The sequence below is a fragment of the Lachnoanaerobaculum sanguinis genome, assembly GCF_033242365.1.
Taxonomy (GTDB): domain Bacteria; phylum Bacillota; class Clostridia; order Lachnospirales; family Lachnospiraceae; genus Lachnoanaerobaculum; species Lachnoanaerobaculum sanguinis.
Window position 1 is genome coordinate 13192 of record NZ_BTHK01000024.1, and the last position, 15305, is coordinate 28496.

15 protein-coding genes are annotated in these 15305 nt (G+C 37.4%); 2 read left to right on the forward strand and 13 right to left on the reverse strand.

Annotated elements, in window-relative coordinates:
* The first annotated feature begins 108 nt into the window (after positions 1–108).
* Positions 109–999: a polysaccharide deacetylase family protein gene (locus SBH76_RS12660; protein WP_007595458.1), complete on the forward strand. Its 891-nt coding sequence runs from the start codon at positions 109–111 to the stop codon at positions 997–999.
* A 250-nt stretch (positions 1000–1249) separates the two neighbouring features.
* Here SBH76_RS12660 and SBH76_RS12665 read toward each other — a convergent pair whose 3' ends face one another.
* The 13 genes from SBH76_RS12665 to SBH76_RS12725 all read right to left on the reverse strand — a co-directional run bounded on the left by SBH76_RS12665 (position 1250) and on the right by SBH76_RS12725 (position 14490).
* Positions 1250–1843, reverse strand: a complete 594-nt coding sequence (locus tag SBH76_RS12665; RefSeq protein ID WP_317978065.1) for a 3D domain-containing protein — start codon at positions 1841–1843, stop codon at positions 1250–1252.
* A gap of 273 nt (positions 1844–2116) precedes the next feature.
* On the reverse strand, positions 2117–2632 hold the full coding sequence (locus tag SBH76_RS12670; protein WP_315086170.1) for a DsbA family oxidoreductase: 516 nt from the start codon (positions 2630–2632) through the stop codon (positions 2117–2119).
* 79 nt (positions 2633–2711) lie between these two features.
* Complete coding sequence (locus tag SBH76_RS12675; protein WP_317978066.1) at positions 2712–3092, reverse strand: heavy-metal-associated domain-containing protein; 381 nt, start codon at positions 3090–3092, stop codon at positions 2712–2714.
* An 88-nt stretch (positions 3093–3180) separates the two neighbouring features.
* Positions 3181–4437, reverse strand: coding sequence for an erythromycin esterase family protein (locus tag SBH76_RS12680; protein WP_317978067.1), 1257 nt, complete (start codon positions 4435–4437; stop codon positions 3181–3183).
* Positions 4438–4447: 10 nt separating this feature from the next.
* Positions 4448–5035, reverse strand: a complete 588-nt coding sequence (locus SBH76_RS12685) for a hypothetical protein (RefSeq protein ID WP_317978068.1) — start codon at positions 5033–5035, stop codon at positions 4448–4450.
* 54 nt (positions 5036–5089) lie between these two features.
* Positions 5090–6328, reverse strand: coding sequence for an AI-2E family transporter (locus tag SBH76_RS12690; RefSeq protein ID WP_317978069.1), 1239 nt, complete (start codon positions 6326–6328; stop codon positions 5090–5092).
* Positions 6329–7627, reverse strand: coding sequence for a M18 family aminopeptidase (locus tag SBH76_RS12695; protein ID WP_317978070.1), 1299 nt, complete (start codon positions 7625–7627; stop codon positions 6329–6331).
* Positions 7628–7646: 19 nt separating this feature from the next.
* Positions 7647–8243, reverse strand: coding sequence for a ribosome biogenesis GTP-binding protein YihA/YsxC (gene yihA, locus SBH76_RS12700; RefSeq protein ID WP_007595433.1), 597 nt, complete (start codon positions 8241–8243; stop codon positions 7647–7649).
* A gap of 39 nt (positions 8244–8282) precedes the next feature.
* Positions 8283–10577, reverse strand: coding sequence for an endopeptidase La (lon, locus tag SBH76_RS12705; protein WP_317978071.1), 2295 nt, complete (start codon positions 10575–10577; stop codon positions 8283–8285).
* A 50-nt stretch (positions 10578–10627) separates the two neighbouring features.
* The gene (gene clpX, locus SBH76_RS12710) at positions 10628–11911 is read right to left on the reverse strand and encodes an ATP-dependent Clp protease ATP-binding subunit ClpX (protein WP_009663342.1); all 1284 of its coding nucleotides are present in this window, start codon (positions 11909–11911) and stop codon (positions 10628–10630) included.
* 9 nt (positions 11912–11920) lie between these two features.
* Positions 11921–12502: an ATP-dependent Clp endopeptidase proteolytic subunit ClpP gene (gene clpP / locus SBH76_RS12715; protein WP_007595427.1), complete on the reverse strand. Its 582-nt coding sequence runs from the start codon at positions 12500–12502 to the stop codon at positions 11921–11923.
* 83 nt (positions 12503–12585) lie between these two features.
* The gene (gene tig, locus SBH76_RS12720; protein WP_317978072.1) at positions 12586–13872 is read right to left on the reverse strand and encodes a trigger factor; all 1287 of its coding nucleotides are present in this window, start codon (positions 13870–13872) and stop codon (positions 12586–12588) included.
* A 108-nt stretch (positions 13873–13980) separates the two neighbouring features.
* Positions 13981–14490, reverse strand: coding sequence for a hypothetical protein (locus tag SBH76_RS12725; RefSeq protein ID WP_317978073.1), 510 nt, complete (start codon positions 14488–14490; stop codon positions 13981–13983).
* A 200-nt stretch (positions 14491–14690) separates the two neighbouring features.
* On the opposite strand from SBH76_RS12725, the gene SBH76_RS12730 reads away from it, so the two are divergent.
* Positions 14691–15164: a CYTH domain-containing protein gene (locus SBH76_RS12730; protein ID WP_317978074.1), complete on the forward strand. Its 474-nt coding sequence runs from the start codon at positions 14691–14693 to the stop codon at positions 15162–15164.
* Positions 15165–15305 lie beyond the last annotated feature (141 nt).

Here is a 15305-nt window from a genome sequence, read left to right on the forward strand (position 1 = left end):
ATACTAGGTAAATGTATCGAATACTCTGTATGTCATCTACATCTTATATTTTGTCTATCGTAGATTCCACACAACTCAGGGCATTCAATTTATATAAGGAAGGTAGAAATGAAAAGGAGAAGTAGAAGAAGACGAAAGAATATTTTCGTCCCGATTGTAGTTTTAATTTTTTGTTGTATTTTTACGGCAATGGTTGCCTATGGATGGCAGTCACGTAAAAAGAATGTAAAAGTAGCCGATTCCTCAAAGAATGCAAATGAAACCGTAGAAGTAAATCAAAGTGAAACTTCAACCGACGGTGAAATCAATGCAATATCCGAGAGTGAGACGGATACAACGGCTGAAACCACCACGGTACCTGTGAGCAATCCGGGTCCGGATGAAAAGGTTGTTTATTTCACATTTGACGACGGTCCTTGGACAGGTACACCAAGACTTTTGGATATCTTGGATCAGTACAATATCAAGGCTTGCTTCTTTGTTACAGCACAGTATATGGATACTGAACCTCTGATAAATATGCTTAAGCAGATAAAAGACAGAGGACATAATGTAGCCGTTCACAGTTTGACACATAACTACAAGCAGATATATGCTTCCGTAGATGCTTTTATGGCAGACTATGACGCTATGGACGATCTTATATTTAAGGCTACAGGTGAGCACAGCACTATGCTTCGTTTCCCGGGCGGAAGCAATGCAAGCTATAATAAAGCTATAAGACCTCAGCTTTTACAGGCTGTAAGAGACAGAGGAATAGTATACTTTGACTGGAATTCATTTGACGGTGACGTAGAGGGCAAGAGAGGTCAGGAACTTATCGACCAGACTATCAGACAGGTAAATGAGAATACTCATTCCATTTTACTTATGCATGATATGCCGAATACTGCATTCGTACACGATGCTCTCCCTACAATCATAGAGAGACTTAAAGCTGACGGATATAAGTTTGAGCTTCTTAATGAAAATACACCACCAAGACAGTTTGCAAAATAATATATAAAGGTCTTAATTTTTCCGTTTTATTCCTTCGGAAAGAATTAAGACCTTTTTTAATACACAAAATATAAAAAAGAGAAAACCGAAATGATTTTCTCTCTAATATCCCTTTTGCAAATGTATTAACTATATTACCCCTTCTTGATAAAGAGTCCTCTGAGCTATATATGCTGTATATTGCTCACGTTACCTGCTGTAACTATGTATAACTGTTCTTTTATATTAACTTATTTGCTGTATTCTGTTTTTACTGATTCTGTCCGGCCTGTCTTTCAGCTCTTCTTGCCAAGATTGCTTCAATCTTTTGCTGAGCTTCCTTCGCATCGCCTTCAACAATATAAAGTTCCGGATATCTTACTCCGTGCGCTCTGGCTTCACTATCATTGTTCATATAGATATCAATGGTCTTTCCCTTGATATTACCACCTGTATCCTCAACAACATAGATAGTATCACTATTTCCTATGCGGACTCTTGTACCCCTTGGGAGCACTGACCAGTCAGCCGCAATAGTTCTTCCAACAACCGGTGTTGTGCCTGCTTTTGTTATATTTGAAGGATCGCAATCATGTGAGTAGGCATAGGCTTTAAACTTACCTATGGATCTTCCCTTAGCCGCTTCTCTAAGAGCAGCTATTTCCGCATCCTCCTTTGCTACAAGCTCAGCTTCCTGCTGTTGTTTATATGAGTCAAGCGTTGTTTCATACTGATCGGCATTCAAACCGAATGCGGGACCTGTAACTTTGTCAACCTCCGCCTGTGTAGCTGCATAAGCACTTCCTGCCATCAATGCAGAAAATACACATGCTACTAAAGTAACCTTTTTTATTTTATTTATCATTTACTTCCTTTCTTGCAAAGAACGAATCTTTTGTTCGTCGGGATACACTAATTATATTACATAAATGTTAAATGTCAATAAGAAAATGTTGCATTCTCTTTGCGAAGCATTAAAAAAGGCTCAACCACTCCATTTTTTCGGTTTTTCTGCATAAAAAAATCACGTTAAAATACATTAATTATATATAATAACGTGATATCTCTTATGTTATCTATAAAACTTTGTTAAATATTTTTTAAGTAACTTTTGTAAATTTCTACACAAAATTACACATTATTCAGCCTTTGAAGCAAGCTTGAAAAGCTCTGCAACTTTGCTGATAGGAACCAAAAGTCCGCCTCCCGATGCCGCCATCTTATCACCGTATACATAAGAAGGTACGGCCTGAATCTCCAAAGTCTGCCAAACTTCAATGTTTGAATCCTCCACCTTCTTTGCATTCCTGTTCTCATTAAGCAAGGTAAGGATATCTTCTCTCTTTGCGCCCGCAGCTTCGGCCAAATCAGCCAAAAGCTCTACATCATCAATTCTTTGCTGATTCTCAAAATGTGCTTCAAATACCGAATCATTGTACTTTCTGATATTAAAGCCGTTTTCCGCCAAATAAAATCCTACCTGTGCGGCCAAATCTGAATGCACTCTTGCAGGTTCAGGTCTTGGATGAGCTTCACATGGGGACCATTCAATCTCTACAGTTTTATAATCCGGAAGAATATCTCCAAGTTCCTTTAAACCTTTATAACAAAACGGACAGGTATAATCATAAAAAACTTTAATCTTCTTTGACATAAACTTTTCCTTTCTACTCACAGTATATGATATATTCATACTTTGTAATATTTATTATAACATATACATATTATTAAGGCTATATCTTTGATTTTCTCTTCAATACCATATATCCCGCATCCGCTACCGCCTTTGAAAGCTTCTCAATATCAGGCGGATTTTTTAAAAGGACTGTCGCCATATTATCTTCAAGACTTACAGTTGCCCAAGTTCCGTCAAGAGCATTTAGTGCATTCTCTACATTTCTTACGCAATTATTGCAACTCATACCGTCAATGGCAAGCTTTGCTTCATATGGATAATGTGACTTATCTCTATCCTTTACTTTTACGGACTTCGTGGCTTCTTCATGCTCAGGACAACAATCTCCGCCTTTTTTCAACTTCTTTATATAGTTGATTGAACCGAATACAACTATTGCCGCAACAATTAATACTATAATTATATTTACTACATTCATTAAAAAACCTCCCGGTTAGATATCGCTAACTAGGAGTATATCACTTTGTTCTCAAAAAACAAGTTCCTATTTAAATTTTAATACAATATTATTCTATTATCTCTATCGGACTACCTTCGTATACAAAAATCATTGCATCATACAGGCCGCTTGGCATCGCCTTAGGTCTGTAACTGCTCTGTACTATCCTCATCATCCATGTATATCCTTCTCCAAGGGATCCCATTCTTAACGGAGAATTTATCAGACTGTATAGACTGCTGCCCTCCTTTATATCGGAAAAGTCCAATAAATACTGCTTATCTTTTGCAAATCTTGCCTGTGCCGCAAACGGATCGGCTGAAATAAAACTTTGTATACTTCTTTTTTTCTTTTCAAGGACCTTAATATTGTCTGTAACCTTCCAAAAATCGGTACCTATACTGTAGTAAGCATCTTTAAGATCATTTGATAAAACGGCTCCCATAGATGTATATCCGTTACCGATCTTTGCTATATGTCCGTCATGTGCAGCTATAACAAGCTTTCCGCTACCTATTTTCTTTTCTATATCCAAAACAGCTTCTATATTGCCTGCCATATCACTGTCTCTGAGAGTATAATATGATTCATTGCTGTTAGTGAAAGTCTCCATTGACTGACTTACAGTATTTAGCTCAAATACCGCATCTCTGTCATCTGCATTTGCCACATCTATATCACCGATTTTTTCTTTCAAGCCGGTAACGAAATCAATAACGGCTTTTGCACTTTCTACGCTTATCTCACCTTTTTCTATACAGTCAAGGTTCTTATCAAACTCATCTGCACTTGTAAGTCCTTTTGATGTACAGTAACTTTTTAAAAACTCATAACTTGTTTCGGGATTTTGCATATCAAAGCCGTAGAATCTAAGTTTCTTACCTTCACTTGCAGTGCTGTTGTATTCCCTCATCCATGAAATAAGCTCTTCCATCTGTTTTGTACGATATATCGGAAATGAAAATGTCTTTACAATACTTTCTATATCTCCGTCACCACCTTGAATATATCTGTTTATTGTGGCACACTCACCATAGTCAGCCTCAAGAGCAAACGCTCTGAAGTCATAATCTTTCACCATTTTCTTTAATACCGAAAGTTTAAGTTCCTGAAAGTCCTTACAACCGTGAGCCGCCTCTCCTATCGCAACTACATTTACATTATCCGAAATTTTGATATCCTCTACAGTCTTCATATATGAATTTATGTCCGCTATTTTTTTATGAGCACTTATATCTTCGACCTTAAATCTGCCAAACCACAGGCCGGCTGCTGCCGATATAATAATTACAAAACCAAGTAATATTCTCTTTAATGTCTTCATATCTCGTCTCCTATGCTTTTATAAGCTCATACAATTTCTTAGACCATTCATCATCCGACTGTTCTAATAAAGGTTTTAAAAGAAGCAGCACCTGTTTTGAATAGTAATAAAAGCTGTAAAACAAATCATCCGGAAATACGTCTTCTTCTTCCCATCTCATTTCATCCTCTTCTTCATCATAAACTTCGGACCAAAGATACTTTTCATCAATCATATCTTTAAAGTTCACTAAAGGATCTGCATGTTCCATATTTTCTACAATATTTACCGCTTCAGCTATATATCCGAACAATTCCGCAAGCTCCGGTACAAGGTAGTCTGCTACAGGGTTTTTATCTCTGTCCTTTAAGGCCTTTTTAAAGACTCTGTATAGAAATATACAGGCAAAAGGTGTTGCATGCCACAGTGTGGACTGATGTTCAATTCCCATGGCTATCTCCTCTCCTGCCGTCTCTATAGACTTTTTATCCTTCATTTCATTTAATATTTCAAAGCACTCCGGAAAGTCGGTAGCTCTTTTATAAGTTGTGGTTATTCTGTGCCAAGGTATATCCTCGACTTTGACATTTTCTATATACTTTAAGTTTTCTTTTGTCATTTTTACTCCTAAAAAATACCCCTCATTATTTTTATCAAATGAGGGGCAAATAAATTATTCCAATTTTATATATTTCTTTGTTTCTTCATCTATATGATCAAGGTCCATGTAATGTTTGCTGTCAGGCTCCAATCCCTTTTTCTTTAAGAAATGCTCTGAAAGCCTGCTTATAGTCCTGTATATTATAGCCCAAGTAGGCACAGCTATTATCATTCCCACAATACCGAAAAGTCCGCCAAATAGAAGTATCGAAAACAGTACCCAAAAGCTTGGAAGTCCTGTAGTCTGTCCCAGTATCTTAGGTCCGATAATATTTCCGTCCACCTGCTGTAATACCAAAATCCATACGGCAAACTGAAGTGCCGTAACAGGCGATATAAGAAGCAAAAGTATAATACTTGGAATAGCACCTATAAAAGGTCCGAAGAAAGGTATTACATTGGTTACACCTACCACCACACTTATAAGCAGAGCATAAGGCATATGTATTATGGCCATAAATACATAGTTTATTATTCCTATTATAATAGAATCTATTATCTTACCTACAATAAACTTTTCAAACATATTCTTGATATATCTGGCCTCTGTAACTATTTCATTTCCTATCTTTACTCCTGCAACCGCATATACTATTTTCTTTGCCTGTGATGCCAGTGTAGTCTTCATATTTAGAAGATACATCATTACCATTAAACCGATAATAATATTTACGACCACACCAAGAGCATTGATTACACCGCTTGAGAGATTCTTTATATAGGTATTTACATTAGGCAATACCGTTGTAGTGGCTATATCGCTAAGTCTCGCACTTATATCCAGATAATTCCCGATTATAAGTTTTTCCAGATTCGGATTTTTATTCAGTATATCCTTAAGCCAGGCTTCCAGATTCTGTGTACCCGAAGGTGCGTAGCTGATAACATTTGTGATACTGTTTACCAACTCAGGTATAATCATCATTATCAAAGCAAACACTACCAAAATAAGTATTACAAGACAGGCCAGAGTGGCTATCATCTTCGCATACTTATCGGATTTCTTCCACTTTGGAAACAGTGATGATAATATCTCACCCACCCATATGCCGATACGATCATATACCGGTGCCATCAAAAACGCCATCACCACACCGTAAAGCACTGAAGAAACGGTTGATATTATAGTGCTTATGGCTGTAGCAATAGGCCCAAGTTTACTGAAAATCAAAGATATCACAAGAGCTATTACTATAACCGCAACTGCTGTTAAACCCCATTTAAAATATATGTCATTCTTATTTTCTTCCATTTAAACCTCTACAGCGACCTTGTCATCTTTTATATCAATATTTGCTTCAAAAAAGGCTTTAAGTGTCTCAAAAGCATATCCTACATCCTTTGCACCTGCAGTCTCATATGCGGAATGCATTGCCAACTGCGGCAATCCGATGTCCACAGCATTCATACTTACAACGGTATTTGAAAGATTTCCAAGAGTTGAACCACCTGCAATATCACTTCTGTTTGCAAAAGTCTGATAAGGTATATTTTTCTTTTCAAGAATCTTTTTAAGTATTGCTCTGCTGAATGCATCTGTTGTATATTTTTGATTTGCACTTTCTTTAATTGCAATTCCTTGATTTAAAACCGGTCTGTTCTTTACATCAAACAGTTCAGGGTGATTTGGATGAACGGCATGTGCATTGTCACAGCTGATAAGCATACTCTTTGCTATCGCCCTGTAATACTCTTCCTTTGATTTTCCAAGTGCGGTATTTAATCTGTCAAGTGTGCTTGCAAGGAATGTAGACATGGCCCCCTGCTTTGTAACGGAGCCCACCTCTTCATTGTCAAATACCGCAAAAACATTTATATGGTTTTTATTTTCAGCCTCAACAAATCCTCTAAGCGATGTGTAAACACACTCCAAATCGTCAAGTCTTCCGCTTGATATAAGCTCATTGTCAAATCCGATAACCGCCGCCTTTTGTCTGTTTACCAGATATAGATCTTTTGCAAGTATAGCCTCAGGCTCTATACCCAGTTCCTTTGCAACCATATTGTCAAAGTCAGCTTCTTTAAGACTGCCTGCACTGAATACCGGAAGCATATCAACTTGATTATTGAAAGCAAATCCCTTGTTTATTTCCCTGTTAAAATGTATAGGTACATTTGGAATAATAAGTAAATCTCTATCTATATGAAGAAGTTTTGTTTCAATACCTTTATCGGTATTTACCATAACTCTTCCTGCCAGTGTCAGAGGTTTATCAAGCCATGTGGCATTAATCATACCTCCATAACCTTCCACATTCAGCTTTAAATAGCCGTTCGCTTCTATTATCGGTCTGTCCTTCAGCTTAAATGTTGGTGAATCGGAATGTGCGGCACTTATCTGAAAATGATAATCTCCTTCAGCTATATCAAAAGCTATAAGACTTGATGAATTTCTTTTTGTATAGTACTTTCCTTTGTTTATATTCCATTTTTCATTTTCAGGCAGATAAGTAAAGCCCGATTTTTGTAAAACTTTTTCGCATTCATTTATCGCATGAAACATTGTCACTGATGAATCCAAAAAATCCATCAAATCTCTTAAAATATCCATACAGCCTCTTTCTATTAAATTAAACCTGTTCTTCTGCTAAAAGATTTTCTATAAATTCATATACTTCTTCTCTGCCCTGCTTGGTCTGTGATGAGAAGGGTATAAGTACACCTTCTTTCGGTAATCCAAGTCCTTCTCTCACTATCTTCACACATTTAGCCACCTGACTTCTTTTTAACTTATCAAGCTTTGTAGCTATAATTACAGGCTGATATCCGTTATATACAATCCAGTCATACATCTGTTTATCATTTTTACCCGGCTCATGCCTTATATCTATCAGCAAAAATATACATCTTATCTGCTTTGAAGTATGGAGGTACTTTTCTATCATCTTACCCCATTTTTCCTTTGTGGCAAGGTTTGCATTGGCATAACCGTAACCCGGAAGGTCAACGAAATATAGATCATCATTTACTTTATAATAATTTATGGTCTGTGTCTTTCCGGGCTGACTTGATGTCCTTGCCAAAGATTTCCTGTTCATGAGAGAATTTATCAATGATGATTTTCCCACATTTGACTTACCTGCAAAGACTATTTCCGGATCTGTATTTTCAGGAAATGTACTGGTAATACCGCATACAGTCTCCAGCTCCGCTTTTTTTATTATCATAAGTACCTCTTTTATATTCTTTTATATTACGTCAAAATTTTAATCTGCCAGCGCTACATTTAGGACTTCTTTTATATCCTTGACATATACGATTTCCAAACCGCCTGTAATTTCTGCCGACAATTCGGATACATCCACTTCATTTTCCTTTGGAACGCATACCGTCTTTACTCCCGCAAGCTTGGCAGCCAAGAGCTTTTCTTTTAAACCGCCTATAGGAAGCACCTTGCCTCTTAGCGTTATCTCTCCTGTCATTGCCACATCGGCCCTCACTCTTTTTCCTGTGATAGCGGAAATGATTGCTGTGGTCATTGTCACTCCGGCACTTGGACCGTCCTTCGGTACTGCCCCCTCCGGTATATGCAAATGTATGTCGTTCTTTTCAAAGAATCCTTCTTCTATATCATATTCCTTTGCCATGCTTCTTACAAGACTCTTTGAAATTCCGGCACTCTCCTTCATTACATCGCCCATATTTCCGGTAAGTGTAAGCACTCCTTTTCCCGGCATTATATTTACTTCAATGCTAAGGGTATCTCCACCTACACTTGTCCATGCAAGGCCTGTAACCATTCCGACCTGTGGCTCTTTTTCAACCTCATCATGTCTTACCTTTTCTTTTCCGAGGTATTTTCCGATGTTTTTCTCTGTGATTTTAAAACTCTTTTTACCCTCAAGTGATTCTCTGGCACATTTTCTGCAGATATCCCCGATCCTTCTTGAAAGATTTCTGACTCCGGCCTCTCTTGTATAGTTGTGGATTATCTTCTTTATAGCCTTATCACTGAAATGAATTCCCTTATCCTTCATGCCGTTTGCTTCCACTTCCTTCGGAACAAGGTAGTTCTTTGCAATATGATATTTTTCATTTTCAGTATATGAGCTGATTTCAATTATATCCATTCTGTCAAGAAGCGGTCTTGGAATGGTATCCAGAGTATTTGCCGTAGCTATAAATAAAACCTTAGACAAATCAAGAGGTATTTCAAGATACCTGTCTCTAAAGGTCTTATTTTGTTCCCCGTCAAGCACCTCCAAAAGTGCGGCTGAAACATCACCCTTATAATCTTTTGAGCTTTTGTCTATCTCATCCAGCAAAAGCAGAGGATTTGCAACTTTGGCATGCTTTATAGCTTCCACAATTCTTCCCGGCATAGCACCTACATAGGTTCTTCTATGTCCTCTGATTTCAGCCTCGTCTCCCACTCCGCCAAGACTTATTCTTACATACTTTCTTCCAAGCGCCTTTGCAACGCTCTTTGCAATCGAGGTCTTACCTGTTCCCGGAGGTCCTACAAGACAGAGTATAGGTGAATTTCCTGTCGGGTTTAATATTCTTACAGAGAGATATTCAAGAATTCTGTCCTTTACTTTTTCAAGTCCGTAATGGTCCTCATCCAAAATCTTTTTTGCTCGAATTATATCATTGAAATCTTCACTGTATACACCGAAAGGCATTTCAAAAACAGTGTCCAGATATGTCCTGATTACATTTCCCTCTGCACCGTTACTGCCGGCTGTATTAAGTCTGAAAATATCTTTTTTTATCTTCTCTTTATATTCATCAGCAAGCGCCAAGTTTTTAAGTTTCTCTTCGTACTCGTCGGAAACAGTCTCATAGCCGCTGTTTTTTGCCATTTCATTTTGTATAACCTTCAAATGTTCTCTGAGAATATAATCTCTTTGATTCTTTGAAATGTCCTTATCTACTTCCGATTTTATTTTTTCAGCAATCTCTTTTCTGTCTATGGCCTCGCTCATAATCTCCATAAGCAGCATAGACTCTTCAACCGGTGTCTTCGCGGCATTTATAATCTTTTTCTTCTCATAATCAAGGTTTAGAGCAAGTCTTAATCTGTCCAAAAGCTCAGGCAGATTATCGATAGCAAGCAATTCGTTTAAGATATGTTTTTTAAATCTCTCATTTACATCGCTATAGCCTCTCATAGTCAGCTGCAGACTGTTTAACATTTTGTCAAAGCCTTCATCCGACTGTATATACTCTTCTACTTCCGCCTCATATTCATTTTCGGCATAATTATTCAGAGAAATCAACTTACCGCGTCTTAAGGCTCTTACTACAACCTCTATTACACCGTTATCTTTGTTTTTTACACTCTCAACCTTTGCAATTACACCGTTGGTCTCAGTATATGCACTGTCTTTTCTCTCTTCTTCATTGTCCGCTTTGTATCTTAAAATAAAAAGTTCTTCATCATTCTCATAAGCATCCAGCTGTGCCTTTATTATATTGCTGTCTGCGGATGAAAACCCTATCACCTCTCCCGGAAAGATGATTTGATTCCTTATCAATATTGTTTTTAATTTATTCATTTACTCCCTAATATAATACCCCCGGCTGATATCCGAGGGTAAAATTAAATTTAAGCAATTTCGCTGTTTTCGTCTGTTTCTTTTCTCTTTTTTGATCTTACAGATTTATCTCTGTACACAATATCAGGTTCTCCACCGTCAATCGTCTCTTTTGTAATAGTACAAATACCTATATTCGGATCTGAAGGTATTTCATACATCATATCCGTCATCACACCCTCGAGTATAGATCTTAAACCTCTGGCACCGATTTTTCTCTCAAGCGCAAGGTTGGCCACTTCTTCAACCGCAGATTGATCAAACTCAAGCTTAACGTCATCAAGCTCAAAAAGCTTTTGATACTGCTTAGTAATAGCGTTCTTAGGCTTTGTCATTATCTGTACAAGCGCATCTTTATCAAGCATATCAAGTGATACTGTTACAGGTACACGGCCTATAAACTCAGGTATAAGACCGAACTTGGTCAAATCTCCCGGAAGTACCATCTTGAAAAGCTCATCTATAGACTTTGAGCCCTTTTCCACAACATCTGAATTAAATCCTATGCTGCCCTTTGAAAGTCTGTTCTCAACTATTTTTTCAAGTCCGTCAAATGCACCGCCGCATATGAACAGTATATTTGTAGTATCTATCTGGATAAGTTCCTGTTGAGGATGCTTTCTTCCGCCCTGTGGCGGTACCGAAGCCACACTGCCTTCCAGTATTTTCAGTAAAGCCTGCTGTACACCCTCACCCGACACATCTCTGGTGATAGATACATTCTCAGACTTCTTTGTTATTTTATCTATCTCGTCTATATAAATAATTCCATATTCAGCTCTCTTGACATCACCGTCAGCCGCCTGAATAAGTTTAAGAAGAATATTCTCAACATCTTCTCCGACATATCCCGCCTCTGTAAGTGTAGTAGCGTCTGCTATAGCAAAAGGTACATTTAAAATCTTTGCAAGAGTCTGTGCCAAATATGTTTTACCCGAACCTGTAGGTCCAAGCATAAGTATATTACTCTTTTGAATCTCAACTTCTGAGCTTTTCTTTGATTTAATTCTCTTATAATGATTGTATACCGCTACAGACAATACCTTCTTGGCATCATCCTGTCCGATTACATAATCATCAAGGAAATTCTTGATTTCCTTAGGTTTTAAAAGATTTATTTCATTTGAAGCGTCATAGTAGTCAGATACTCCGTCAAGCTCCTCTTCAAGTATCTCTGAACATAATTCTATACATTCATCACAAATATATACTCCGTTCGGACCTGAAAGAAGTCGTCTAACCTGATCGGATGTTTTTCCACAAAATGAGCAACATATTTTGTCCTTATTGGCCATGATACCTCCTTAGTGGTGTTCTATAACCTTATCTATGATTCCATAAGAAAGAGCTTCCTCGGCAGACATATAATTGTCTCTTTCAGTATCTCTTTCTATGACTTCTATCGGCTGATTTGTATTCTCCGCCAATATTTTATTTAATTTCTGTTTTGTCTTTAATATTTGTTCTGCAACAATCTTTATATCGCTGGCCTGACCCTGTGCGCCACCTGAAGGCTGGTGAATCATTATCTCGGCATTTGGAAGAGCATATCTTTTACCCTTTGTACCGCCTGCCAAAAGGAATGCGCCCATGCTTGCAGCCATACCCATACATATGGTTGATACATCACATTTTACATATTGCATTGTATCATATATAGCCATACCTGCCACAACACTTCCGCCCGGGCTGTTTATATAAAGATTGATATCCTTTGTAGGATCCTCCGATTCAAGGAAAAGAATCTGTGCGACTACAAGACTTGCAGTAACATCATTTACCTCTTCTCCCAAGAAAATTATTCTATCCTTTAAAAGTCTTGAGTATATATCAAAAGCTCTCTCGCCTCTGCTTGTAGACTCAATGACTGTAGGTACTAAACTCATAACTCTCCTATTCTTTAAGATTTTTTAAAATCCTTTAATACTCCAATAAGCCAGCCTTATGGCTGACTTATTTTTAAATTGGTTTATACTAATTTAGCATTTTCTACTAAAAAGTCAATAGCTTTTTGAACTGCAAGATCATCAGTCATCTGCTTTCTCTCATTCTCGCCAAAGAATCCTTTAATCTTTTCCAAGTCCATCTTATAAGAATCTGCTATCTTCTGAAGCTCTACATCTATCTCGGCCTCGCTTACGGTAATCTTCTCAGCCTTTGCAACTTCCTCAAGTACAAGTCTTGTCTTGATCTGCTTTAATGCCTGCGGCTTAAACTGATTGTTTAAATCAGCCTTTGTCATACCTGTAATCTGAAGGTACTGATCAAGTGTAATACCCTGACTCTCCATTCTTCTGCCATAGTCTGCCACAAGTCCTTCAACCTGTGCCTCAACCATAGGCTCAGGAATGTCCATAGTGGAAGTCTCAATCAACTTGTCCACAACAGCATTCTCATTCTCTGTAGCCGCTCTCTTTGCCTTAGCCTCTGAAAGCTGCTTCTTTAAATCTTCCTTGTACTCAGCCATTGTATCAAACTCGCTGATCTCGCTTGCAAAATCATCATCAAGCTCAGGAAGCTCTTTCTTCTTTATTTCCTTTACGGTACAAGCAAATACTGCAGCCTTACCTGCAAGGTCCTTCATCTGATAGTTCTCAGGGAAAGTGATGTTTACATCAAAAGCCTCTCCAACATTATGTCCGATAATCTGATCCTCGAATCCCGGAATAAATGCACCTGAACCGATAACAAGAGGATAATCCTCACCCTTACCGCCGTCAAAAGGAACTCCGTCAATACTTCCTTCGAAATCAAGTGAAATATTGTCTCCGCTTTCTACAGCTCTTCCCTCAACAGTGATAAGTCTTGCGTTCTTCTCCTGCTCGCTCTTTAATGCACTTGCTATATCATCGTCATTAACAACTTCGTCAGCCTTCTTTACTTCGATGCCCTTGTACTCACCGAGAGTTACTGCAGGCTTAACTGCAACCAATGCCTCGTATACGAAATCTTCGCCTTTTTTAGCATTCTTAATCTCTATCTGTGGTCTTGAAACGATCTCAAGCTCACTGTCTCTTACTGCGCTTGGATATGTTGCGTCAAGCATAAAGTCTATAGCATCAGGAATCAAATTCTCAGAACCGTACATCTTCTCAAAAACTTCCTGTGTAACATGTCCTTTTCTAAATCCCGGAACATTGAATTTATTTTTATTTCTCTTAAAGGAATCAGCTATAGCCTTATCAAATTCTTTAGCTTCTACTGTGACTGTAAGCTTTGCCATATTTTTTTCTAATTTTTGTACTTCTACGCTCATTAAAGTTTCTCCTTGTTTCATAAATGCCTAAAGAGGCATATCTAATTAGCCATTATATCATAAAGATAAATCTCATACAACAGTCATTAAAAAGTTTTAGAATTAAAATTACTTATCGCATGTTACTACCAGGCAGCCTCTTGCGTAATCACTCTCCTTGTAAAGACTTAAAGGCATCACAAGAATATCCTCCACCCTGCTGCCATATTCCTTTACATAGCGCTCTCTATCCTCAGGTGAATAATCATATATACCTGCCGAGTAAATATGTCCGCTCTGCAAATCCACTTCAAAATGCAAGTTCTCTGTCTTTATATTTATATTTTTTCCTGCAGCACCTACTGCTGTAGTTTCAAAAACACCCTCAAAGCTATGTTTACCGGCATCAAGCGCTACAACCTTTTCCAGACTCTCACCGGTAGTTGTATCAAAATGTGAAATATCATTTCCGTCAATCTTTAAATCTTTTCCATACAGATGTACAATGGCTCTGTCTCTATTCTCATTATTAAATTCATTAGCCTTTGCCTGTCTCTTTTTATTAAAGCTCATCATAATAACAAAGAGTACCGCCCAAACTACCACTACAATTGCAACAATCAAAAATGTATTATTCATAATTCCTCCAAAAATATTTCCTGCACTTTATATATTAAAGGCACGAATATTATAACAAATATGGTTTAAGTCTACAATGTTTCTATGTCATTTATATTCAAATATTTTCTTTAATTAATACAAAAAATTATGTATACTGATTTTGAACCGGAACAGGCTTATAATTTAAGCAGAATCAACTTATAATACGAAGGAGTACTATGGAAAATATAGAAATAGAAAGAAAATTTCTTGTAAAAGAAATGCCAGATAATCTTGATAACTATGATATGGTAGATATGACTCAAGGATATTTAAATACAAATCCCGTAGTCAGGATAAGAAAAGAAAATGATGATTATGTTCTTACTTATAAAGGAAGCGGATTGCTTTCACGCAGCGAATATAATCTTCCGCTCGATGAAGAATCTTTTAATCATCTGATTAAAAAATGTGACGGTATAATTATCTCAAAAAGCAGATATAAAATTCCGCTAAAAGACAATCTCATAGCGGAGCTTGATATATTTAAAGGTGACCTTGACAGCCTCAAACTTGTAGAGGTGGAGTTTAACTCGGTTGAAGAAGCCGATAATTTTATCCCGCCTGAATGGTTCGGAGAAGATGTTACAACAGACAGCAGATACCACAACTCATATATATCCAAGTACGGATTACTTAAGTGGAGATACTGAAAAAAGGAAAAGGGACTGTCGGGAAATAAGTAATTTTACTTCCCGCAGAACAAAATAGAAATATCCTGACAAATACAAGGCATTTCGGCTTTGTAACTTTGTCAGGATATTTTACTTTTCTATAATACTGTCTATTTTTGG